This window comes from Streptomyces sp. NPDC050211 (genome assembly GCF_040656035.1).
GTDB lineage: Bacteria > Actinomycetota > Actinomycetes > Streptomycetales > Streptomycetaceae > Streptomyces.
Map to the genome: position 1 here is coordinate 1 of NZ_JBFALC010000030.1, position 22992 is coordinate 22992.

The 22992-nt window shown below is 70.9% G+C and carries 23 protein-coding genes; 15 read left to right on the plus strand and 8 right to left on the minus strand.

Translation table 11 applies throughout. The annotated features are described in order from the left end of the window. Positions 1–169: 169 nt before the first annotated feature. Complete coding sequence (locus tag AB0I98_RS26785; RefSeq protein ID WP_362946013.1) at positions 170–313, minus strand: hypothetical protein; 144 nt, start codon at positions 311–313, stop codon at positions 170–172. Positions 314–617: 304 nt separating this feature from the next. Between AB0I98_RS26785 and AB0I98_RS26790 the strand changes: the two genes are divergently transcribed. The 4 genes from AB0I98_RS26790 (at position 618) to AB0I98_RS26805 (ending at position 5635) form a co-directional block, all read left to right on the plus strand. Further along, positions 618–2867 carry an MMPL family transporter gene (locus tag AB0I98_RS26790; protein ID WP_362946015.1) on the plus strand — a complete coding sequence of 750 codons (2250 nt, stop codon included), beginning with the start codon at positions 618–620 and terminating at the stop codon, positions 2865–2867. Between the two features lie 7 nt (positions 2868–2874). Beyond that, a complete protein-coding gene (locus tag AB0I98_RS26795; RefSeq protein ID WP_362946018.1) occupies positions 2875–4200 on the plus strand; it encodes a sensor histidine kinase in 1326 nt (441 codons plus the stop codon). Next, positions 4197–4889: a response regulator transcription factor gene (locus AB0I98_RS26800; RefSeq protein WP_362946021.1), complete on the plus strand. Its 693-nt coding sequence runs from the start codon at positions 4197–4199 to the stop codon at positions 4887–4889. The genes AB0I98_RS26795 and AB0I98_RS26800 overlap by 4 nt, the downstream gene beginning before the upstream one ends. Positions 4890–5086: 197 nt before the next feature. Next, positions 5087–5635, plus strand: coding sequence for a hypothetical protein (locus tag AB0I98_RS26805; protein WP_362946023.1), 549 nt, complete (start codon positions 5087–5089; stop codon positions 5633–5635). 91 nt (positions 5636–5726) lie between these two features. Here AB0I98_RS26805 and AB0I98_RS26810 read toward each other — a convergent pair whose 3' ends face one another. Next, positions 5727–6374, minus strand: coding sequence for a response regulator transcription factor (locus AB0I98_RS26810; RefSeq protein WP_362946025.1), 648 nt, complete (start codon positions 6372–6374; stop codon positions 5727–5729). Further along, the gene (locus tag AB0I98_RS26815) at positions 6371–7618 is read right to left on the minus strand and encodes a sensor histidine kinase (protein ID WP_362946028.1); all 1248 of its coding nucleotides are present in this window, start codon (positions 7616–7618) and stop codon (positions 6371–6373) included. Before AB0I98_RS26815 ends, AB0I98_RS26810 begins: the two co-directional genes overlap by 4 nt. Before the next feature lie 177 nt (positions 7619–7795). Between AB0I98_RS26815 and lgt the strand changes: the two genes are divergently transcribed. From lgt to AB0I98_RS26830, 3 genes are all read left to right on the plus strand, one after another. Further along, entirely contained in the window at positions 7796–8662 is an 867-nt protein-coding gene (lgt, locus tag AB0I98_RS26820; protein ID WP_362946031.1) for a prolipoprotein diacylglyceryl transferase, read from the plus strand. A gap of 30 nt (positions 8663–8692) precedes the next feature. Beyond that, on the plus strand, positions 8693–9124 hold the full coding sequence (locus tag AB0I98_RS26825) for a DUF6069 family protein (protein WP_362946033.1): 432 nt from the start codon (positions 8693–8695) through the stop codon (positions 9122–9124). 283 nt (positions 9125–9407) lie between these two features. After that, positions 9408–10886 (plus strand): FG-GAP repeat protein, encoded by a 1479-nt coding sequence (locus tag AB0I98_RS26830; RefSeq protein ID WP_362946035.1) that lies wholly within the window; start codon positions 9408–9410, stop codon positions 10884–10886. Between the two features lie 78 nt (positions 10887–10964). Here AB0I98_RS26830 and AB0I98_RS26835 read toward each other — a convergent pair whose 3' ends face one another. Then, positions 10965–11894 (minus strand): LysR substrate-binding domain-containing protein, encoded by a 930-nt coding sequence (locus AB0I98_RS26835; RefSeq protein WP_362946038.1) that lies wholly within the window; start codon positions 11892–11894, stop codon positions 10965–10967. 99 nt (positions 11895–11993) lie between these two features. On the opposite strand from AB0I98_RS26835, the gene AB0I98_RS26840 reads away from it, so the two are divergent. From AB0I98_RS26840 to AB0I98_RS26850, 3 genes are all read left to right on the plus strand, one after another. Further along, complete coding sequence (locus AB0I98_RS26840) at positions 11994–13322, plus strand: aspartate aminotransferase family protein (protein ID WP_362946041.1); 1329 nt, start codon at positions 11994–11996, stop codon at positions 13320–13322. A 117-nt stretch (positions 13323–13439) separates the two neighbouring features. After that, a complete protein-coding gene (locus AB0I98_RS26845; RefSeq protein WP_362946043.1) occupies positions 13440–13832 on the plus strand; it encodes a VOC family protein in 393 nt (130 codons plus the stop codon). A 34-nt stretch (positions 13833–13866) separates the two neighbouring features. Continuing rightward, positions 13867–14931 (plus strand): adenosine deaminase, encoded by a 1065-nt coding sequence (locus AB0I98_RS26850; RefSeq protein ID WP_362946046.1) that lies wholly within the window; start codon positions 13867–13869, stop codon positions 14929–14931. Here AB0I98_RS26850 and AB0I98_RS26855 read toward each other — a convergent pair. Together AB0I98_RS26855 and AB0I98_RS26860 are read right to left on the minus strand one after the other, a co-directional pair. Further along, on the minus strand, positions 14919–15428 hold the full coding sequence (locus AB0I98_RS26855) for a DUF664 domain-containing protein (RefSeq protein WP_362946048.1): 510 nt from the start codon (positions 15426–15428) through the stop codon (positions 14919–14921). The genes AB0I98_RS26850 and AB0I98_RS26855 overlap by 13 nt on opposite strands. A gap of 27 nt (positions 15429–15455) precedes the next feature. Continuing rightward, complete coding sequence (locus tag AB0I98_RS26860; protein WP_362946050.1) at positions 15456–16343, minus strand: LysR substrate-binding domain-containing protein; 888 nt, start codon at positions 16341–16343, stop codon at positions 15456–15458. A gap of 116 nt (positions 16344–16459) precedes the next feature. Here AB0I98_RS26860 and mgrA point away from each other — a divergent pair, with 116 nt between their 5' ends. Further along, positions 16460–17452, plus strand: a complete 993-nt coding sequence (gene mgrA, locus AB0I98_RS26865) for an L-glyceraldehyde 3-phosphate reductase (RefSeq protein ID WP_362946052.1) — start codon at positions 16460–16462, stop codon at positions 17450–17452. Between the two features lie 132 nt (positions 17453–17584). On the opposite strand, the gene AB0I98_RS26870 is transcribed toward mgrA, so the two are convergent. Both AB0I98_RS26870 and AB0I98_RS26875 read right to left on the minus strand, forming a co-directional pair. Then, positions 17585–17872, minus strand: a complete 288-nt coding sequence (locus AB0I98_RS26870; RefSeq protein WP_362946055.1) for a DUF1905 domain-containing protein — start codon at positions 17870–17872, stop codon at positions 17585–17587. Positions 17873–17943: 71 nt separating this feature from the next. Continuing rightward, positions 17944–18327 (minus strand): nuclear transport factor 2 family protein, encoded by a 384-nt coding sequence (locus tag AB0I98_RS26875; protein ID WP_362946056.1) that lies wholly within the window; start codon positions 18325–18327, stop codon positions 17944–17946. Positions 18328–18669: 342 nt separating this feature from the next. Between AB0I98_RS26875 and AB0I98_RS26880 the strand changes: the two genes are divergently transcribed. Genes AB0I98_RS26880 through AB0I98_RS26895 form a run of 4 tightly spaced genes read left to right on the plus strand, consistent with a single transcriptional unit; the run spans position 18670 to position 22992 of the window. Further along, the gene (locus AB0I98_RS26880) at positions 18670–19080 is read left to right on the plus strand and encodes a hypothetical protein (RefSeq protein WP_362946059.1); all 411 of its coding nucleotides are present in this window, start codon (positions 18670–18672) and stop codon (positions 19078–19080) included. Positions 19081–19127: 47 nt separating this feature from the next. Then, entirely contained in the window at positions 19128–21467 is a 2340-nt protein-coding gene (locus tag AB0I98_RS26885) for an FHA domain-containing protein (protein WP_362946062.1), read from the plus strand. Between the two features lie 6 nt (positions 21468–21473). After that, positions 21474–22010 (plus strand): hypothetical protein, encoded by a 537-nt coding sequence (locus tag AB0I98_RS26890; protein ID WP_362946065.1) that lies wholly within the window; start codon positions 21474–21476, stop codon positions 22008–22010. Next, positions 22000–22992, plus strand: a complete 993-nt coding sequence (locus AB0I98_RS26895; RefSeq protein ID WP_362946067.1) for a serine/threonine-protein kinase — start codon at positions 22000–22002, stop codon at positions 22990–22992. Before AB0I98_RS26890 ends, AB0I98_RS26895 begins: the two co-directional genes overlap by 11 nt.

Consider the following 22992-nt stretch of genomic DNA (forward strand, 5'->3'; position numbering starts at 1 on the left):
TGACCATACTGTGGCCGGTCCCTGGTTTCACCATGGGGAGCGGATGAGATTCGCCTGAGCATTCACGCAGGGCGCCCAGCAGCAGCGGCAGCGAGGGCTCTCCAGGAGGGGGCGGACCTTGCCGGTGCGGCCGAGCGCGGGGGAGCCGATCGTGAGGTCGACGAGGCGGTCACCCGCCCCGCTCCTCAGCGACAACTCGGGCGCCGTGTGGCGCGGGGGCGGACGCGTCGGCTTCGGACACGGCCAGCAACAGCAGCAGGTCCGCGATCACGAGGGCGAGGAGTAGACGTACACGGGCGGGGCTCAACGACATGGCGAAGTCTCCTTTCGTACAAGGGTGTGTACGTGCGCCGTCGTCATGCGTCTCGCTCGCGCGGCGTTTCGGCCGCGAGCGGGCGGGCCCGGTCCATAAGGCCGCGCCCGCCACCCTCAAGCCCCGTTGAGGCCCAAGTCGGCCTGTGGTGCGTAGGCACCAGGACGCGTGCGGGCTGGTGCGGGTGCACCAGGGGGAGATGGCGGCGGGGAACGATGCCCGGCGAGGGCGCCGGAGGGAAGTGTGGGTGGCGCGTGAATCTCGCGTATTTCCCTTGCCTAGCGGTGTCTGGAGTGATCAACAGGTGGCGACATTTCTTTACCGGATCGGACGGTGGGCCTTCCGGCGGCGCCGGCGCGTGCTGGGTCTGTGGCTGGGTGTCCTGGTGCTGGCCGGGCTCGCCGCCGCCCTGGCGCCGGCCGCGGAGGAAGAGGACCTCTCCATGCCCGGCACCGAGTCGCAGAAGGCGTTCGACCTGCTGGACGAGCGCTTTCCCGAGAGCAATTCCCAGGGTGCCGAGGCCCGCTTGGTGTTCCGGGCCCCGGACGGGCAGCGGGTGACGGCCATGGAGCACAAGGCGGCTGTCGAGGACACGATCGGCTCGCTGGACGGGGGCGATCAGGTCGCGTCGACCACCGACCCCTATGAGACCGGCGCTGTCAGCGAGGACGGCACCATCGCCTACTCCACGATCACCTACACCGCGGACGCCGTCGACCTGACCGAGCCGACGAAGAGCGCCCTCGAGGACGCCGCGAGCCAGGCCCGGGACGCGGGGCTGACCGTGGAGATCGGCGGCTCGGCCCTGGAATCGGAGGAGGCACCGGGCGGTACGACGGAGATCATCGGCGTGGCGGTGGCGGCGCTGGTGCTGATCCTCGCCCTCGGGTCGCTGGTCGCGGCCGGATTGTCGCTGCTGACCGCCTTCGTGGGCGTGGCCATCGCCTTCGGCCTGGTCTCCGCGCTGGCCGTTCCGCTGGGCCTGACGTCCACCGTCGCCATCCTGGCGCTGATGCTGGGACTGGCGGTCGGCATCGACTACGCGCTCTTCATCACCTCCCGCTTCCGCGACGAACTCGCCCAGGGCAGCCAGCCGGAGGAGGCCGCCGGCCGGGCAGTGGGCACGGCCGGATCCGCCGTCGTCTTCGCCGGCGCGACCGTCATCATCGCCCTGGTCGGGCTGGGGGTCGTCGGCATCCCCGAACTCACCAAGATGGGCTTGGGCGGCGCGGGCGCCGTGGCCCTTGCCGTCCTCGTCGCACTGACCCTGGTCCCCGCGCTGTTCGGCTTCTTCGGCCGGCGGATCCTGTCCCGCGCCGTCCGCAAGGCCACCCGGCCGGGTAGCGGGCGCCCGCACCCGGAGCCCACCGCGGCCGGCCGGCCCGGGCTCGGCACCCGCTGGGCGCGGTTCGTGCTGCGCCGGCCCGTGCCCGTGCTGATGATCGCCGGACTCGGTCTCGGCGCCGTCGCCCTGCCGGCGCTGAGCCTCGAACTCGGGTTGCCCGGAGACGAGTCCAAGTCGGTGGAGACCACCCAGCGCCGCGCCTACGACCTGCTGTCGGAAGGCTTCGGCCCCGGCTTCAACGGCCCGTTGACCGTGGTGGTGGACACGTCGGCATCCACGGACACCCAGGCCACCACGGATCAGGTCGTCGAGACCCTGCGCGGAGTGGACGGGGTCGCCTCGGTCGGTGATCCGGTCCTCAACCAGACCAAGGACACAGCCGTCCTCACCGCCGTCCCGCAGACCGCGCCGAACAGCGGCGAGACCAAGGACCTGGTGCACGCGATCCGGGGCGCGGTCTCCGACGTCGAGGCCGACACGGGCGCCGGCGTCCTCGTGACCGGGAAAACCGCGCTGAACATCGACATTTCCGAGGCCATGTCCGATGCCCTCATCCCCTATCTGACCGTGGTCATCGGCTTGGCGGTGCTCCTGCTGATGGTGGTCTTCCGCTCGGTCCTGGTCCCGGTCAAGGCCGCGCTCGGCTTCCTGCTGTCGGTGGGTGCCGCCTTCGGCGTCCTCGTCGCCGTCTTCCAGTGGGGCTGGGCGGCGGACCTGGTCGGCATCGAGCAGACCGGACCGGTCATGTCGCTGATGCCGATTCTCATCATCGGCATCGTGTTCGGCCTCGCCATGGACTACGAGGTCTTCCTCCTCACGCGGATGCGGGAGGCCTACGTCCATGGCGCGTCGCCCGGCGAGGCAATCGTCAACGGTTTCCGGCACAGCGGACGTGTGGTGGCCGCGGCGGCGATCATCATGGTCAGCGTGTTCGCCGGATTCATCGGGATGAGCAACCCGACCATCCAGACGATGGGCGTCGGCCTGGCCGCCGCCGTCGCCTTCGACGCCTTCGTGGTCCGGATGGCGATCGTGCCGGCGGTCCTGGCCCTGCTCGGCCACCGGGCCTGGTGGCTGCCTCGTATCCTGAACCGCGTGCTGCCGAATGTGGATATCGAGGGCGAGAAACTGAGCAGGCGTGTCCCGGACTCCGCGACCGAGCCGGACACAGCGGTGACGCCGCTCGCCGTCGGCCGGCACCAGCGCTGAGCCGGCCATGACGAACACGGGCGGCGGCGGCCCGCGACCACGCGGCACGTGGTGGCGGGAGGCGGCGATCACGGCGACGGCGTTCGCGATCTGTCTGTTCGGCGGCGTGGTGCAGGCCGACGACAAGCCGCTGTCTCCGCCGCCCGCCGCCGCCTACCTCATCGCCGTGGTGTCCTGTGCCGTGCTGCCGGTACGGCACAGGACACCCCTGGCCGCCATCGCGGTCACGACCGTGAGCGGCATGCTGGTCGCGCCGTCGGGTCTCCTGCTGAGCCCGCTCATCGTGGCCCCCGCCGTGATCACCGCCTACTCAATCGCCGTGCGCATGGAACGGCGCGCGGCGAGCGCGGTGTTGCTCATCTCCACGGCGCTGCTGGTCGCCTCCACCCTCCCGTTCGGGACCGATTCGTGGAAGGACGCGAGCAGGATGGGAGCGGTGGCGGCGTTCCCGCTGGTGGCCGGCGTACTCGGCAACTCGGCGCAGAACCGACGGGCCTACCTGGCTGCCGTGGAGGAACGGGCGCGGCGGGCCGAGGAGAGCCGGGACAGCGAGGCGCGCCGGAGAGTGGCCGAGGAACGGGTGCGCATCGCCCGGGAGTTGCACGACCTGGTGGCCCATCAGATCACCCTGGCCAACGCACAGGCCACGGTCGCCGCCCACCTCTTCGACGCCCGCCCGGAGCAGACCCGCAAGAGCCTGAAGGAGCTCGTCAAGACCACCGGCGACGCGCTCGACGACCTGCGGGCCACGGTCGGTCTGCTGCGCCAGTCCGGGGACGCGGCCGCGCCCGCCGAGCCGGCGCCCGGGCTGGCCCGGCTTCCCACGCTCCTCGAGTCCTTCCGCCGCGCGGGTCTGGAGGTGGCAGTGCACCAGGAGGGCACGGCCAGGCCGCTGCCGCCGGGAGTGGACCTCACCGCCTACCGCATCGTCCAGGAGGCCCTGACCAACGTGACCAAGCACGCCGGTACCGGTAGCGCCCGGGTGCGTCTCGCTTGGAACCGCGATCGCGTGACCATCACAGTCGCCGACGACGGAAGGGGTGTCCGTACGGTGCCGACCGCATCGGCGGGACCGAGTGCGGCCAAGGTGCCGGACCGTCCGCCCGGTTACGGTCTGATCGGGATGCGTGAACGTGCCACGGCGGTCGGCGGCCATCTCTCCGCGGGCAGGAGCCCGGAGGGCGGTTTCCTCGTCTCCACCCAACTGCCCCTCCCGCCCGCCGAAGACGCGACGCGGAGGACTGACGCAGCGACAACCATCGAGGGACGAATGACCGACGGAGCGACAGGCGACCGACGGACGGGCCACTCAGAGGCCGGGGATGCGCCGTGACGATCCGCGTGCTCCTCGCCGACGATCAGGCCCTGCTGCGCGGTGCCTTCCGGATGCTTCTCGACACCGCCGACGACATCACCGTGGTCGGCGAGGCCGGCGACGGCAGGGAGGCGGTGCGGCTCACCCGGGAACTGCGCCCGGATGTGGTGGTCATGGACATCCGTATGCCCGAAGTGGACGGTCTCACCGCCACGTCGGAGATCTGCGCGGACCCGGAACTACGCGGCAGCCGCATCCTGATCCTCACCACGTACGAGACCGACGAGCACGTCGCTCAGGCGCTCCGCGCAGGGGCCGGCGGCTTCATCGGCAAGGGCATCGGCGCCGAGGACCTGGCGGACGCCGTCCGTACGATCGCCGACGGCGACACACTTCTGTCCCCTGCCGCGACCCGCTCCCTGGTCGCCCGTTTCCTGGCCACCCCGGCCCACGCCCCGCCGCACGACCCCGAACAACTCGCCGTGCTCACCCCGCGCGAACGCGAGATGGTGGCCCTGGTCGCGACCGGCCTGTCCAACCAGGAGATCGCCGAGCGGATGTTCCTCAGCCCCTTCACCGTCCGCGCCCACGTGCAGCGCGCCATGACGAAGCTCGAGGCCCGCGACCGGGCCCAACTCGTCGTCATCGCCTACCGCACGGGCCTGGCCCACGCCGCCCCCGACGGCGACACCGACCGCCTGCCGTAGTCCGATACGGCGGCCGGCCGCCCGCTGTCGCAGAACAACACCGCAGGCTGGGGTGCCCGACTCACCTCAGGGCTGGCGTGCCGATTCGTTGCTCGGTTGCCTGGTGGCGGCGGTAGCGCTGGCCGGCGCAGCGCGGTCGCCAACAGGACTGTGCCGCCGCGAGATCACCCAAGCTGTCACTCGGGTACGGTCTGCACGTGATCTACCTGATAGGCGGCCCGCCGCGGGTGGGCAAGAGCACGCTCGCTTGGATGTTGCTGGAACGGGATGGCATCCCGGGATGCCCGACCGACGCTCTGGTTTCGATGCTGCAGCGCGCCGCGCCCCGGCTCGGCGTGCGGCACGGTACGCATCCGGACAAGGCTGTCCAGGCACAGCCCTTCCTCGTGGAGTTCATCCGCGCCACCGCGGAGGGGCTCGACGAATCCGATCCCCTGGACGGTTACGTGGTCGAGGGCGACATCGTCACGCCTGCGGCGGCCGCAGCCGCCACCGGTCTCGGGATGCCGCTGCGCTCCGTCTTCCTCGGAAACACGGAGCTGACCACCGAAGACTTGAGAACCGCCCCGGACTGGCTCGATGGAGCCGATGACACCACCTACCGGGAGATCGCCGCGTGGGTCAGAGAACAGAGCTCGGCCTTGCGTGAGGCCTGTGCGGCCGGCGGGCACGTCTATGTCGAGTTGGGGGCCAGCTACACGCAGGGCCTCGAGAGGGCCTACTCGATACTGGTGGAGAGGGCCTGACCGTCCACCGCCGGCACCCGCGAAGACCGAACTCGTGCAGTGATGGCGCGCCCTGCAGCGCGTGATGCTCAGCCTGGGCTCCGTGCGGCGTTCAGTCGATGCGGATGATTCCGCGGCTCAGTGCGGCGGTGACGGCGGCGGTGCGGTCGGCGACGTCGAGCTTGGCGTAGATGTGCAGCAGATGGGTCTTGACCGTGGCCTCGGACAGACGCAGGGCGCGGGCGATCAGCTTGTTGCTCTGCCCGCGGGCCACGGCGGACAGCACTTCGAGTTCCCGGCCGGACAGCCCGGCAGCCCGGTCACCGCGCATGTGGGCGAGAACTTTGGCGGCCACCGTGGGGGACAGTGCTGATCCTCCCCGGGCGGCGGTACGCACGGCCTCGCACAGTTCGTGTCGTCCGGTGTCCTTGAGCAGGTAGCCGACCGCGCCGGCGTCGATGGCTGCGGTGATGTCGGCGTCCGTGTCATAGGTGGTCAGGACGAGGACCCGCACCTCGGGCTGGGCGGCACGGATGGCGGCGGTCGCGGCCGTGCCGTCCATGCCGGGCATCTGCAGGTCCATCAGGACGACGTCGGGTGCGAGTGAGGCGGTCTGGTGCACTGCCTCGGTACCGCTGGCTGCTTCGCCGGCGACCGTGAGGTCGGGCTGGGTGGCGAGTATGGCGGCCAGCCCCTCGCGGACGACGAGGTGGTCGTCTGCGAGGAGGATGCGGATCGAAGGGGAGGCCGAAGTGGTCATGGTGCTGGGGCCATCCGTTCAGTACCGGCCACGGGTGAGGCTTCGGCGGCCGAAGGGCCGACCGGGACGGAGACCGAAGGCTCGATCGGGAGAGGCACGGTGACGGCGACGGTCGTACCCTCGCCCGCGCCGCTTTCCACCGCGAACGTGCCGTCCAGGGCGGCGATGCGCTCGCGCATGGTGATCAGCCCGATGCCGGCATGCCGGCCAGCGGGTGCGAAACCGGTGCCGTCGTCCTGGATGTCGACGGCCAGGGCGTCTCCGAGGTAGGACAGCGTGACCGACACGCTCACCGCGTGGGCGTGCCGCCGGGCGTTGGTGAGTGCCTCCTGCACGACACGCAGCAACTCGCCCTCGCTGCCGGCAGTAAGGGCGACCGGTTGGCCGGTCACGACCGTGTAGGCCTCGATGCCGGTCTCCTCCGTCAGTCGGGTGGTGAGTTCGCGGACCGCGTCCGCCAGGTGTGTGCGGTCCAGTGGCGCCGGGCGAAGGGCCTGCACGAGGCGGCGGCTCTCGGCGAGGTTGTCCCGGGCCGTGCGCATGGCCTGCTCGACGCGGCGGGCCGCGGGGGAGTTGGCCGGCAGGTCGTCGCGTGCGGCGTCCAGCAGCATGGAGATGGACGCGAAGCCCTGGGTCAGGGTGTCATGGACCTCTCGGGCCAGGCGCTGGCGTTCGGCCAGCGTGCCTGCCTGACGTTCCGCCGCCGCTCGTTCCGCCTGAGTGGCGGTGAGCTCGTCCAGGAGCCGCTGGCGCTTGTGGCTCTCGTGGTCGAGGGCGGCGACGTAGCAGACGATGGTGACCGCCAGCGCGGCACCGAGCACGCAGCCCGTGAGTATGCGCGCGTCGGCGGAACCGTCCGTGGTGAAGCGCTGCCACGACCAGGCGCCGCTCAGCACCAGCACCCCGCCGGCCGACCACCAGGCCCGTCGTAGCCAGTACGGGGTCAGCACGGCCACGGCGACCGGGAGCAGCGCGGGGTCCACCACGGACATGGCCATCCACGCCGCCAACGCCCCGACGAGGTAGGGCAGCGGTGGGCGGCCGGCGCCGCCGCGCAGCGCGATCCAGTACGCGTACCAGGCGGCGAGTCCCACCGCCGGGCCGATCCGCAGCAGTGCCGTGCCGGTCGTCAGGTCCGTCCCGGCCAGTGCACCCAGCACGGACAGGGTGAGCACGACGGCGAAGAAGGCGTGTTGGCCCACGGCCTTCCACCGTGCTCTCTCCCATGCCTGCTGCAGTGCCATGGTCGTCAGCGTACGGGCAGCCGAGTAGCCGGAGGATCAGTCGTCCAGTGCGAACGCATCGACCGATCGGTGGGCGGAGGATGCGTCGATCGGTCGATGTGCCAGGCCGTGCGGACGGCGAAGATCAGCCTCGCACCCGGCCGCCCGAGCTCCACCGCACCCCGTGAGGAACCACCAGTGCCCCTGGCCTTCATTCCCAGCCCCTCCATCGGCGAGATCCACCTGGGGCCGCTCCCGCTGCGCGGCTACTCACTGATGCTGATCCTCGGAATCGCCGCGGCGGTATGGCTGGGAGGCCGTCGCTGGGCCGCCCGCGGGGGAGAGAAGGCCGTCGTGACGAATGTGGCCCTGTGGGCGGTCCCCTTCGGTGTGGTCGGTGCCCGCCTCTACCACGTGATCACGTCCAGCGAGCCGTACTTCGGCACGGGCGGCGATCCGCTCAAGGCCCTCTTCGTCTGGGACGGGGGCATCGGCATCTGGGGCGCCATCGCGGGCGGTGCCGTCGGAGCCTGGATCGGCTGCCGCCGGGGCGGTGTCCCCCTGCCGGCGTTCGCCGACGCGGTCGCCCCCGGCATCGCCCTGGGCCAGGCCGTCGGCCGCTGGGGCAACTGGTTCAACCAGGAACTCTACGGGCGGGCCACCACCCTCCCCTGGGGGTTGGAGATCGACCCCGCGCACCGGCCCGAGGCCACCTCCGACCTGGCCACCTACCACCCCGCCTTCTTGTACGAGTCGCTGTGGTGTCTCGGTGTGGCCGCCCTGGTCGTGTGGGCGGATCGCCGCTTCCGCCTCGACCGAGGGCGCGCGTTCGCGCTGTACGCCGCCGCCTACTGCGTCGGCCGCTTCTGGATCGAGTACCTGCGGGTCGACGAGGCCCACCACATCCTCGGCCTGCGCCTGAACGACTGGACCGCACTGCTGGTCTTCGCGGCAGCCCTCGCCTACCTGATCGCCGCGAGTCGGCATGCGTCCGACAGCCGTGGCGACGCCGACTCCGACCGTCTCCTGCCGCGCCTGGACGCGACCAGCAGTCCCAGGAGCTGACCATGTCCCCTTTCACGAACTGGAGTTGCCATGCCCCCTGTCTCCGCTGTCTCCGAGGCACTCCCTTCACGGCGGAGCCCGCTGGTGGTGGCGGGAGGTGTTTTCCTCGCCTTCCTGCTCGCCTCCTCGGTAAACGCGTTGATCGCTGTGCTGGCGCACGCGATGAGCGCGCCGGACGACTTCGACCCGCTGGAGCCCCCGTCGTACGTCTTCCTGACCGCCCTGGGTGTGCTGGCGGGAGCGGTCGGGTGGGGCATCGTCCGCAGGCTTTCCCAGGATCCCGAACGCCTGGTCCGCCGACTCGTCCCCTCGGTCGTCGTCATCTCCCGCGTTCCGGACTTCTTCCTGTTCGACGAGGGCGAGGTGACCGGTGTGGTGGCCCTGCTCGTGATGCACCTCGCGGTCGCGGTGATCGCGGTGCAGGCGTATCGCAGGGTCATGCCACTGGGCTCGGTGCGGTGACCGTAGCGGCATTCGGGCTCATCGCCCGCGCCCGCGCGGAGCCGGTCCGAGGAAGACCCCCAGGCAACTCCCGTGCGGGAAGAGGATGTCGGGCGTGCGTACGCCCGGGGTGGTTGCCGTTTCCGCGCGACCGAGCACAACCCTTGTGCCCGGTCTCCGGTCCAACCTCGCGGCAGCGGGGAACGGGCCCCCGCCGCACCCCCGCGACTCCGCGCCCGACCGGCCATGCCGAGATCCCAGGAGCCACGAAGTGCGCAGTACGCGTTCCACCACCAGAACCTCCATGACACGACGAGGCCTGCTGTCCGGGCCTGCCGCCGCGACCGTATTACTCACGATCGGCGCCACCATCACCGCGACGGCCGCTCCGGCGCCCGCCGCGCCCGCGGCCGTGCAGGCGGCCCACGACGACTTCAACGGCGACGGGTACCCCGACGCGGTGATATCCGCCCCCGGCGGCACGGTCAGCGCCCAGAAGGGCGCCGGATATGTCGCCGTGCTGTACGGCTCCGCGAGCGGCCTGTCCGTCGCCCGCCGGGCGACGTTCAGCCTGAGCACCCCCGGGATACCGGGTCTCGCCCAGACCGACGACGGCTTCGGGCGGACCACCGCCTCCGGGGACCTGGACGGCGACGGTTACGCCGACCTCGTCGTCGGCATGCCCGGCAAGGACTTCGGCACCACTGTCGACGCGGGGGCGGCGGTCGTGCTGTGGGGCTCCGCGAACGGGCTGCGGGCCACCGGCGCGGTCACGCTGCAGGACAGCACCCCGACGACCCGCGGACGCTTCGGACTGGGCCTGGCCGCCGGCCGCTTCCACGGCTCCGGCACCGAACTCGCGCTCCTGAGTAGCAAGGCGCTGCAGACCTACGTCTTCGAAGCCGGCGCCGACGGCGGACACACCGTCCGGGCCACTCCCGTGAACTGGAGGTGGAATGAGGACTTCACCCCCACCGGCCTCACCCCCGGCGACTACGACAAGAGCGGCAACGACGACGACCTGGTCCTGCTCGGCACCTTCACCGTCTACGAATCGCTCAATCCCGTCGAGACGTTCGGCGCGGCCAGTTACCTCCGGGGTGGCCCCGATGGGCTGACGTACGGTCGTGGTCTGCGCGGTGGCCCGGTCGGTGCTTCCGGTGACCTCAACAACGACGGCTACGCCGACCTAGTCTTCGGTTCCCCGGCCGACAGCGACGACCTCAACGAGGTCCTGGTCGACGGCGGCACCGTCGATGTCTTCCTCGGCGGGCCCAGCGGCCCGGGCGGTCCGGATGCCGACCAGCACTTCACCCAGACGACCATCGGCGCCTCCGGTGACGACAAGACCGGCGACCGTTTCGGCGGTGCGGTGACCGTGGCGGACGTCAACGGCGACGGCTATGCCGACGCCGCGCTCGGCGCTCCCGCCAACGACATCAACACCCTCACCGACCCGGGCACCGTGTGGGTGATGCGGGGGAGTCCCGGCGGGCTCACACCGAGAGGTTTGGCCAGCTTCAGCCAGAGCACACCGTCCGTTCCCGGTGACAACGAGAACGGCGACTGGTTCGGCGGCGCCCTGCGGCTCATCGACGCCAACAAGGACGGCAAGGCCGAACTGATCGCCTCCGCACCCCGCGAGGACACCAACGACGGCGCCGCCTGGGTCTTCCCCGGCACGGCCAACGGCCCCGCCGCGGCCGGATCCTGGTCCTTCAACGGCGCCACACTCAGCGCCCCCTCGCCCGACGCCCGCTTCGGGGAGACCCTCGCCCCGTAGCGGCGGCCCCCACCAACTGCCGATCACCGGCCGGTCTGCTCCGCCGCCACGGGGCAGACCGGGCGTGATCCCGACCGACTACCGGACGTCGCGCGGCCCGAGCAGCTGGGCGCTTTCTGGGGCCGGATGGTCACGCAGGACGTCCAGCACGACGCGCACCGCCGCGCGAGGTGGTGAGCCGCGGCGGATCGCCGCCGTGATGTCTCGCGTCACGGGAGTCGCGAGTTCCCGGGTGGCGACGCGATAGCGGCTGTGGTGGACAGCCAGGCCGGGCAGCAATGTGATCGACAGCCCGGCCTCGACGTGCTGAAGGGCCATCATGTAGTTGCTGAACCGGCAGACCACCCGCGGTTCGAACCGTGCCTGGCGGCACAGTCGTAGCGCGAGATTGGCCATGTACGAATGCGGCATGTCGAACGCCCAGGGCTCGTCCGCCAGGGCCGCGAGGTCCACCGCGCCACGGCCGACGGCGTGATGCCCGGGCGGGACGACCAGCAGGATGCGGTCGGTGGCCAGTGGTACGAGGTCGACGTCCGGACCCAACGGCAGCTCGTCGACGTCCGTGGTCGTGATGATGACGTCCACGTCGCCCGCCCGCAGGGCAGGCATGCTGGCGTGCGGCTCCAACTCGCGCAACTCTACGTCGAGGTGCGGATGTTCGCGCGCCAGACGGGTCACCGCCGGTACGGCCATGGTGTGGATCGCGCTCTGGAACGCGCCCAATCGCACCAGCCCGGCCGGTTCCTCGCCGAAACCGCGCAACTCCGCCTCGACGCTGTCCATGTGGTCGAGGATCACCCGCGCCCGCCGCGCGAGAATCAGCCCGGCCGAGGTCAACCGCACCCGCCGACCCGTGCGTTCCAGCAGTTGGGTTCGCGTCTCGGTCTCCAGCACGGCGAGCTGTTGGGACACGCTCGACGGGCTCAGGTTGGCGGCCTGGGCGACCGCCCGGACGGTGCCCAGCGCGTCCAGCTGGGTCAGCAGCCGCAGCCTCCAAGGGTTCATCACGCCGCCATTGTGCTGCGGATCGCTGTGCGGAAACACCGAACAGGAAGGCCGGAATTGTGAGATGGACGTGTCGCTCGACCCCGACCTAGCGTCGGCGGCATGGCCTCTTCGACCCCCTCCCTTCCGTCCACCGACGCCTTCTGGGCCGATGCCGAGCGGCATCTCGTGCGCTACGGCGGCGAGTTCACCCGCGAGATCATCGTCCGCGCCGCCGGGAGCTTCCTGTTCACCGCGGACGGCCGGAAGATCCTCGACTTCACCTCCGGCCAGATGAGCGCGATCCTCGGCCACTCCCACCCGGAGATCGTCGCGACCGTCCAGCGGCAGATCGCGACCCTCGACCACCTCTACAGCGGCATGCTCAGCCGCCCCGTCGTGGACCTCGCCGCGCGGCTGGCCGGCACCTTGCCCGCACCGTTGGAGAAGGTCCAGCTGCTGACGACCGGCGCCGAGTCGAACGAGGCCGCCCTCCGGATGGCCAAGCTCGTCACCGGCAAGCACGAGATCGTGTCCTTCGCACGGTCCTGGCACGGCATGACACAGGCCGCCGCCTCCGCCACCTACAGCACCGGCCGCAAGGGCTACGGCCCACCCGCGCCCGGCAACTTCGCCATCCCCGTGCCGAACGCCTACCGACCGGACTTCACCACGGCCGACGGCTCGCTGGACTGGCGCCGCCAGCTGGACTTCGCGTTCGACCTGATCGACGCCCAGTCGACCGGCAGCCTGGCCGCGTGCCTCGTAGAACCGATTCTCAGCTCGGGCGGCGTCATCGAGCCGCCGGAGGGGTATGTCGCGGCCCTCCAGCAGAAGTGCCGGGAACGCGGCATGCTGCTGATCCTCGACGAGGCCCAGACCGGGCTGTGCCGCACCGGGACCTGGTACGCCTTCGAGCGCGACGGTGTCGTCCCCGACATCCTCACGCTGTCCAAGACACTCGGCGCGGGACTCCCGCTCGCGGCCGTGGTCACCAGCGCCGAGACCGAGCAGGAGGCGTACGACCGCGGGTTCCTGTTCTTCACCACGCACGTGTCCGACCCGCTGGTGGCCGCCGTCGGCAACACCGTCCTCGATGTGCTGACCGGCGACAAGCTCGACGAGCGCGCCCGGTCGCTCGGGGAGTTCCTGCGTCAGGGACTTCAGGACATCGCCGGGCGTCACGCGGTCGTCGGCGACATCCGCGGCCGGGGGCTGCTGGCCGGGCTCGAACTCGTCGTGGACCGCGAGTCGAAGCGGAGCTCGGACGAACTGGGCGCCCGGGTCACCCGGCGCTGCCTCGAACTCGGCCTCCACATGAACATCGTCCAGCTCTCCGGCATGGGCGGAGTCTTCCGCATCGCGCCACCGCTGACCGCCACCGAGGAGGAGCTCTCGCTCGGCCTGACGATCCTGGACGAGGCGATCGGCGACGCCTGCGCCGCGCTCTGACGTCACCGTGCCGATCGGGCCGCCCGCATGCCCGTACGTACCGACTGGCGCCCCGGGGGTTTTACGTATAACCTCTCGCGTCAACCACTCCTCGGCACCCCGCCCCGAAAGGCCCCGATGAGACGCATCGCCCTGGTCACCCTCGTCGTCGACGACTACGACGAGGCGATCCGCTACTACACCGAGGCCCTCGGATTCCGGCTCGTCGAGGACACACCGCGCCCCGACGGCTCGCGCTGGGTCGTGGTCGAACCCGGTGCCGGGGTGCAGGGGACCGGGCTGCTGCTCGCGCGCGCCCAGGGTGACGCCCAGCGCGGGCGGATCGGCGACCAGACCGGTGGGCGCGTCGGGTTCTTCCTGTACACCGACGACTTCGCCCGTGACCACGCCCGGATGCTCGCGGCCGGCGTGACCTTCCTGGAGGAGCCGCGGCATGAGCCGTACGGCTCGGTCGCCGTCTTCCAGGATCTGTACGGCAACCGCTGGGACCTGCTCCAGCCCGCGGCCTGACCCCGCTCAACCGAACGTCGAGGAACCATCGCACATGTCATCTACGCGCATAGACCCCGCCTCTCTCCGCCGCCTCCCCAAGGCAGTCCTGCACGACCACCTCGACGGCGGACTGCGCCCCGCCACCGTGGTGGAACTGGCGGACGAGGTCGGCCACACGCTTCCCACCACCGACCCCGACGCGCTCGCCGCCTGGTACTTCGAAGCCGCGAACTCCGGCGACCTGGTCCGCTACATCGCCACCTTCGAGCACACCCTCGCCGTGATGCAGACCCGCGAGGGACTGCTGCGCACCGCCGAGGAGTACGTCCTCGACCTCGCCGAGGACGGTGTGGTCTACGCCGAGACGCGGTACGCGCCCGAGCTGATGGTCAAGGGCGGGCTGCCCCTGTCGGAGGTCGTCGAGACCGTGCAGGAGGGGCTGGCGGCCGGCATGGCGAAGGCCGCGGCCGCGGGCACGCCGGTCCGGGTGGGCACGCTGCTGTGCGGGATGCGGATGTTCGACCGCGTCCGCGAGGCCGCCGACCTGGCCGTCACCTTCCGGGACGCCGGAGTCGTCGGCTTCGACATCGCCGGCGCCGAGGACGGCTTCCCGCCCGCCGACCACCTCGCCGCCTTCGAGCATCTGCGCCGCGAGAGCGTCCCGTTCACGATCCACGCCGGCGAGGCGCACGGGCTGCCCAGCATCCACCAGGCCCTCCAGGTGTGCGGCGCCCAGCGCATCGGCCACGGCGTCCGCATCACCGAGGACATCGTGGACGGCAAGCTCGGCCGTCTCGCGGGCTGGGTACGGGACCGCCGTATCGCGCTGGAGATGTGCCCGACATCCAACCTGCAGACCGGTGCCGCCACCTCGATCGCCGACCACCCGATCACCGCCCTGAAGGATCTGGGCTTCCGGGTCACCCTCAACACCGACAACCGACTGGTGTCCGGCACGACGATGACCCGGGAGATGTCCCTGCTGGTCGAAGAGGCGGGCTGGGGTGTCGAGGACCTGCGCACGGTCACGGTGAACGCGGTGAAGAGCGCGTTCCTCCCGTTCGACGAGCGCAAGGCCCTCATCGAGGACGTCGTCCTGCCGGGCTACCTGCTCTGAAGCAGTCCGCGGATGTAGGCGGCCTGTCCGACGTGCTGCAGATCGTCGGACAAGACGCTGACCAGCCGGACGCCGAGGCTGACCGGCGGATCCCAGCGGTCGTCCACGATGCGCTCCAGATCCTTGGCGGCGAGCGCACGCAGGGCACCGAGCGTCTGCTCGTGGACGGCGTCGTAGTAGCCGGTCAGCAGGTCACCGGAGTCGACCCGCACCTTGGCGACCTTGGTCGACGAGTGCCCGTACCCGGTGTCGTGGCGCGGCAGGTCGAGACCGAAGGTCTTCTGCCAGTCCTGGGTGAGCCACACCTGGTCGAGCGCGAAGGCGTCGGCGATGTGGTCGTCCTGGACGCGGGTGAGATGCCAGACCAGCCAGGTGATGGAGTTGGCGTCGGTGGACGGCCGGGCGTTGAGGTCGTCGGGGCCCAGGCCCTCGACGGTGGCGTGGACTTCTTCCTGGATGCGGCCGTACGCGTCGATGAGGATGTCCTTGGCATGCATGGCTCCACCATCGCGCATCGCCGTCCGTCACGCGCCCTCTGTTTCCAGCAGAGTCATCAGGGCCCGGGCGGCCGGGCTCGTGGCCTGCGCGGGCGGCAGCAGGGCGACCGTCTCGTACACGATCTCGTCGGTGTCCTTCACCGACAGGGCCGTCAGCGACTCGCGCTTGTGCCGGAAATGCCGCGGTACGACGGCGATGCCGAGGTTCTCGTCGACCATGTCCAGCAGGCTGTGCACGTCGTTCACCTCCAGGGCGACCGTCCGCCGTACGCCCGCGTCGGCGAACGCGGCGTCGGTGGTGCGGCGCGGCCCCCAGTCCGGGTGGAAGTCGACGAAGACCTCGCCGCCCAGCTCCTCCAGGGTCACGGCCGTACCGGCCGTCGCCAGCCGGTGGCTGGGATGGCACAGCACTGTCATCGGCTCGCTGGTCAGGGGTACGGCTCGCAGCTGATCGGTGTCCTCGCCCGCCGTCCGGACGGTGAACGCCAGATCGAGCCGCCCGGCCGCGACCTCCTCCGCCAGCGCGCCCGAGCCCGCCTGCCGCAGACAGATCTCCACGTCCGGGTGGCGGCCCCGGAACGCGGCGAGCAGCCCGGCCACATGCACCCCGGCGATGCACTGCTCCGACCCGAGCGCCAGCATGCCGCGCAGCACGCCCTGCACCGCGGCCACCGCCTCATGGGCCGCCCGCACCTGGGCGAGGATCCGTTCCGCCTCGACCAGCAGCGCCCGCCCGGCCGGGGTGAGCGTCACCCGGCGCGTCGTCCGCACGAACAGCGGCGTCTGCAACTCCCGCTCCAGCGCCCGGATGGAGGCGGACAGGCCGGACTGGGACACCAGCAGCCGCTCGGCGGCACGGGTGAAGTGCTGGTCCTCGGCGACCGCGACAAAGTGCTGAAGATGGCGCAGTTCCATGACTGAGAAGCCTATCCGCTGAATTCCATCGGATTCTTCTGTTGGACCAATGCCCCCAGGTCGCGAAAGAGTGGACAAAGGTAGTCAGGAAACCGCGCCAACCCCCTGGAGTCGCGTTGTACACCGCACACCCCGACCGTTACGCCGACATGCCCTACCGGCGCACCGGACGCAGCGGCCTGAGGCTGCCCGCTCTGTCGCTCGGCCTGTGGCACAACTTCGGTCCGGACCGCCCGGTCGAGACACAGCGCGCGATCCTGCGCCGCGCCTTCGACCTCGGCGTCACCCACTTCGACCTGGCGAACAACTACGGCCCGCCGCCCGGCGCCGCCGAGAGCGCCTTCGGTGAGGCCCTGAAGGCGGACTTCGCGGCCTACCGCGACGAGCTGGTCATCTCCACCAAGGCCGGGTACCTGATGTGGCCCGGACCGTACGGCGAGTGGGGCTCCCGCAAGTACCTGCTCTCCTCGCTCGACCAGTCCCTCTCCCGTATGGGCCTGGACTACGTCGACATCTTCTACTCGCACCGCCCCGACCCGGAGACTCCCCTCGATGAGACGATGGGCGCCCTGCACTCGGCGGTGCAGCAGGGCAAGGCGCTGTACGTGGGCGTCTCCAACTACTCGGCCGAGCAGACCCGTGAGGCCGCCCGCATCCTCGGTGAGCTGGGCACCCCGCTGCTGATCCACCAGCCGCGCTACTCGATGACCGACCGCCGCCCCGAGGACGGGGGTCTGCTGGACGCCCTCGACGAGCTGCAGGTCGGCTCCATCGCCTACTCCCCGCTGGACCAGGGCGTGCTCACCGCCCGCTACCTCGACGGCATCCCGGAGGACTCGCGAGCCGCCGGTGACAGCCCGTTCCTGAAATCCGAGGCACTGACCGGGGAACTCGTCGCCCGGCTGCGCGCCCTCGACGACATCGCCAAGTCCCGCGGCCAGACCCTGGCCCAGATGGCCCTGGCCTGGGTCCTGCGCGGCGGCCGGGTGACATCCGCCCTCGTCGGCGCGAGCAGCCCGCAGCAGCTCGAGGACAGCGTCGGCGCCATCCGCAACCTCGACTTCGACGCGGACGAACTGACCCGAATCGACGCGCTCGTCAAGCCGTAAGCGGCTTCCCGCGCTGAAGTCGACTACGGTGCGGTAGCGCCCTGAAGGGGCGCGGGGAACTGCGCGACCAGCCACGACGGGCCCGCAGGCGAACGACGGACTGTTGCGGCACTTCCTGCGGAGCGCTGCCGCTCAGGAGCTGAGCCGCTCGTCCAGGTGCACGGTCACCGTGTCGCCCTCGCCCTTTCCGATGGCCTTGCGGAGGTCGGTCTTGATGGGCAGCTTGTGGGTGCCGTCGCCCAGGGCCATGAAGGAGCTGCGGAAAGGGTGTCCGTCGATCGTGCCGCGGACCTTGACGAGCCCTCGGGTGCCGAAGAACTCGACGCTCCGCGGCCAGACGAGGTAGGTCCAGCCGCCCTCGCTCGGGCTCTTGCGCAGGACGGCGGTGAATTGCTCGTCCAGGTGGGTGGTCGTCGTCATGATGCTGCCTCCGCTCGCGGTGGTCCTCGTATGGAGAAGACCCCCGCGAGCGGAGAAACTCATCGCGAGCCTCACGCCCCGGCGGGCACCCGGTCCAGAAAGCCCAGCACGGACCGGATGCGACCGTCGGTGTCCAGCGTGATCACGTCGAAGCCGGCGACGGGCGCCGCCCCGTCGGTCTCGCTCACCAGCTCCCAGGAGAAGCGCGCCGTGTCGTGGTGCCCGTCGACGGCGCCCAGCGGCCGGAAGGCGAAACCGGGGAACTGCTCGTGGGCCGCCGCGATCACGGCCGCGATCTGCTCGTGGCCGCTGACGTCGGCGAGCGGGTCGGTGTAGCCGCCGTCCGTTGTCCAGGCGGCGGCGACCGCCTTGGCCAGTTTCTCCGGCTCGACGGCGTTCCAGGCCTCGAAGTAGCGGGCGACGGCACTCTCGTAACGGTCGGTGTTCGCGGACATGCGAAATCAGCCTCCATCGAGGTCGTACGTGCTGGTCGGAGCCCGGATCACGGTCGGGGTGACCCGGTACCGCAACCATGCCCGGCTCGGAGGAGACCGTCGATTACCCCTCGGGTAATGGCCGCGCCCGCCGCCTTTCGGCCAATGACTGCCCTGAATATGCCAGGAGAGTGGCCGGAAATTCATGGTGACAGTGATTCAGTCGTGAACATACTCGACTTCAGGGACCTTCACAGTCGGCGCAGCATCCGTCACGCACCGCGCATGAGCCGCGCACAGCACCAGAGCCGCAGGAAAGCGAGGACTGGCCAACCGGCGAGCGGAACAAACGGGGAGTGGATCGTGCACGACGAATTCCTGTGCCATGTCACGGGGTACGGCACCTGCGGCGGCCGGCGTATAGGAGTGCCCTTAGGAACCTACCGGGCTCCCACGCTCGCCCTCGCCCTGTGGTGGCTGCGTGACCGTGCCTCCTGGATCGCCGACCGGCTGGATCCGCAGCCCGCGGCCGAGCATCTGCCGCCCGGCGCGCTCGTCCCGGTCGCCGACACGGTGGCCGACGTGCCCGCCGTGCTCCGCGGCTGGTGCCGTGACGTGGACCAGCAGGAGCTCATCGCCGAGGCGTTGGCCGAGGGCCGATTAATCAGGGTGGCCGTCAGCGATGACACCACCGAGTACGAGCTGCTGGCGGAATCCGTGGACGCTCTGCGTATGCAGCGGACCGCCGCGGCCCTGTTCGCGCCGGTCGCCTGAAGCCTTCGCGTCGCGCGCATATATGAACAGATCGATAGAATTCCGGCATGGCGGAGCGGTCGTTCGCGCCGACGGCGCCCGAACTCGTCCTGGAGACCGACACCGGCTCCACGGTGATGAGTCCGGGGCGCGAGTACCACGTCGGGCGCGATCCACTGAGCGACATCGTCATCGACGATGCCCGGGTCTCGTGGCACCACGCGGTACTGCGGGCCGACGACGGCCACTGGACCCTCGAGGACGAGCACAGCACCAACGGCACCTACGCCGACGGCCGCCGTATCCAGGCAGGGGACGTCGGCCCCGGCTGTGAGATCCGCTTCGGCAACCCCTCCGACGGCCCCCGTGCCCTCCTGGTCGGGCCCGCCGCGCCGGCCCCGGAGCGCCCCTCCGCCGTCTCCATGCCGTCCCACACGGGAACCTTCCGCCGGCCCACCACCGTACGGCCGCTGCCCACCCGTACCGTCCGCATCGGCCGCGCCGACGACAACGACCTGGTCATCGACGACCTGGTCGTCTCCCGCCGACACGCCGAACTGCGTGCCCTCCCGGACGGCAGCTACGAGATCGCCGACCTCGGCAGCCACAACGGCACCTTCCTCAACGGCCTGCCCGTGACCCGCGCGCCGATGGGCCCCGGCGACATCGTCGGCATCGGCCACTCGGCGTTCTGCCTGGTCGGCGACCAGTTGCAGGAGTACGTCGACACCGGCGAGGTCTCCCTCGACGTACAGGACCTCGCGGTCGCCGTCGACCGCGGTCGCAAGACACTGCTCGACCATGTGTCGTTCCCGGTGGGGGAGAAGTGCCTGCTCGCGGTCGTCGGCCCGAGCGGTGCCGGCAAGTCCACCCTGCTCAACGCCCTGACCGGCCAGCGCCCCGCCGACCACGGCACCGTCCTCTACGACGGCCGCGACCTCTACCGCGACTACGCCGAACTGCGCCAGCGCATCGGCCTCGTCCCGCAGGAAGACATCCTGCATGCCCAGCTGACCGTCCGCAGCGCCCTGTCCTACGCCGCCGAACTGCGCTTCCCGCAGGACACCGCCAAGGCCGAGCGCCGGGACCGGGTCGACGAGGTGATCCGCGAACTGGGCCTGGAGCAGCGCGCCCGGCAGCCCGTGCACAGCCTGTCCGGCGGACAGCGCAAGCGGGTCAGCGTGGCCCTGGAACTGCTGACCAAGCCGTCGCTGCTGTTCCTCGACGAGCCGACCTCGGGTCTGGACCCCGGCATGGACCGCTCGGTGATGCACATGCTGCGCAGCCTCGCGGACGACGGCCGGACCGTCATCGTGGTCACCCACAGCGTCCTGAGCCTCGACGTCTGCGACCGGCTCCTGGTGCTCGCGCCCGGGGGGAAGATCGCGTACTACGGACCGCCCGACGAGGCCCTCGCCTTCTTCGGTTTCGAGCAGTGGCCGGAGGCCTTCGAGGCGTTCGAGCGGGACACCGACCGGGACTGGGCCGGTGACTTCCGTGCCTCGCCCCTCCACCGTCGGTACATCACCGACGCGACCGCGCAGCCCCTGCTGGACGGCTCCGCCCCGGTCGCCGTTGCCCCGCCGCCCCGGCCGCGCAGCCGCGGCGCCCAGCTGGGCACCCTGATCCGCCGGTACGCCGCGGCACTCGGCGCCGACCGCACCTTCCTCGCCATCATGATCGCGCTGCCGTTCGTGATGGGCGCCATGGCCCGCGCGCTGGCGGGCAGCAAGCTGACGCAGGAGACGGCGATGAACGCCCTGCTGATCCTGTGCGTCGGCGGCGTCCTCACCGGCGCGGCCAACGCCGTACGCGAACTGGTCAAGGAACGCGTCATCTACCAGCGCGAGCGAGCCGTGGGCCTGTCCAGATCGGCGTACCTGATGTCCAAGGTCGTCGTGCTGGGCACGATCACCGTCCTCCAGGCGGTGGTGCTCACACTGGTCGCGCTGCTCGGCGTCGACCTCAACGCGCCTGGCGGAAAAGGCGTGTTGATGCCGCCGCTCATCGAGATCACGGTGGCCGTCGCCCTGCTCGCCTTCACCGCCATGATGCTCGGCCTGCTGGTGTCGGCGCTGGTGCGCAAGGAGGAGGTGACGATGCCACTGCTGGTGCTGCTTGCGATTGTGCAAGTCGTCTTCTGCGGCGCCCTGCTGAAACTCCACGGCGTGCCCGGCCTGGAGCAGCTGTCGTGGATCGTGCCCTCCCGGTGGGCGCTCGGCGCCATGGCCGGCACCGTGGGCCTCGCCCGGATCGTGCCCGGCGAACTCACCGGCGACCCTCTGTTCAAGCACGCGGCGGGCGTGTGGCTGCTCAACGTGGGCATGCTGGTCGTGCTGTCGGCGGTCTTCGGCTACGCGGTGTCCCGGCTGCTGCGCCGGCACGAACCCGTCGTGATGCGGAAGTAGGCGGCCATGACGGCGACCCCCGGCTTCCGCCCCACCCACGTCGTCCCGCAGCACGGCATGCCCGCCTGGGAGGCCCCCGACCCCGCCCGGCCCACGGTGCCCCTCGACCCGCTGCTGCCCGTCCAGCTCGTCGAGCGGCGCGGCGACTGGGGCCACGTCCTGTGCGCCAACGGCTGGTCCGCCTGGGTCGACGGCCGCTGCCTGGTCGCCGTACCCCAGGATCCACCCCTGCCCGGCGGACCGCTCACCCCCGGCGACGACCCGCGCCCCCTGCTCGCCCACGCCGAACAGACCCTCGCGCACTACCGCGCCGCGGTCGCGGAGCTCGCCGCCGGCACCCTCGACGGAGAGGCCTTCCGCAGCCGCACGCAAGGGCTGCGCATCGGAATCGTCGTCGACGGGGAGCACGTGTGGCTGTACGACGTCGAGAACGCGCGCTGGGTCTACGCGGACGGCGTACGGGCGAGCACATTCGCGACGGACGACGGGCCCCGCGCCGCTGGCCACGCCCCCACGCAGGTGGTGACACCCGATGGCCCGTGACACGAGCCTCTTCTCCGGCCGCCCCTCCGAACTGATCGGCAGGCAGGTCGCGGGCTACCGCATCGAACGCGAGATCGGCCGCGGCGGCATGGCCGTCGTCTACCGCGCCCGGGACCTGCGCCTGGAACGCACCGTCGCCCTCAAGCTCCTCGCCCCCGAACTCGCCCGCAACGACACCTTCCGCCGCCGCTTCACCCACGAGTCCCGGGCCGCCGCCGCGATCGACCACCCGCACATCGTCCCGGTCTTCGAGGCGGGCGAAACGGACGGCGTCCTCTACATCGCGATGCGGTACGTGGCCGGCAGCGATCTACGTCATCTGCTCGACCGCCAGGGCCAGTTGCCGCCCCCGACCGTCCTGCGCATCGCCGCCCAGATCGCCTCCGCGCTCGACGCGGCCCACGAGCACGGCCTGGTGCACCGGGATGTGAAACCCGGCAACATCCTGGTCTCCCGCGGCACCGACAGCGACCACCCCGAGCACGCCTACCTCACCGACTTCGGTCTCACGAAGAAGTCGCTGTCCCTGACCGGCTTCACCACCGTCGGCCAGTTCGTCGGCACGCTCGACTACGTCGCCCCCGAACAGATCTCCGGCAAGCCCGTCGACGGACGCTGCGACGTCTACGGGTTCGCCTGCGTCGTCTACGAGTGCCTGGCCGGCCGCCCGCCCTTCCGGCGCGACGACGACATGGCGCTGCTGTGGGCCCACCAGTACGACGAGCCGCCCCCACTGACCGACTCCCGCCCCGACCTCGCCCCTCTCGTCGACCCGGTGTTCACCAAGGCCCTGGCCAAGAGCCCCGACGACCGCTACGACACGTGCCTGGCCTTCGTCACCGCGCTGCGGGTCGCTGCGCGCGGCGAGCGGGAGTCGGGTCACCCGGCGACGGAGGTTGATCTGAGGGGCGTCGGAGTACAGCGGGAGGAGCCGAAGCCGCCGCCGCGGTGGGCGGCACCGATCTTTGGAGGACGGGACTGA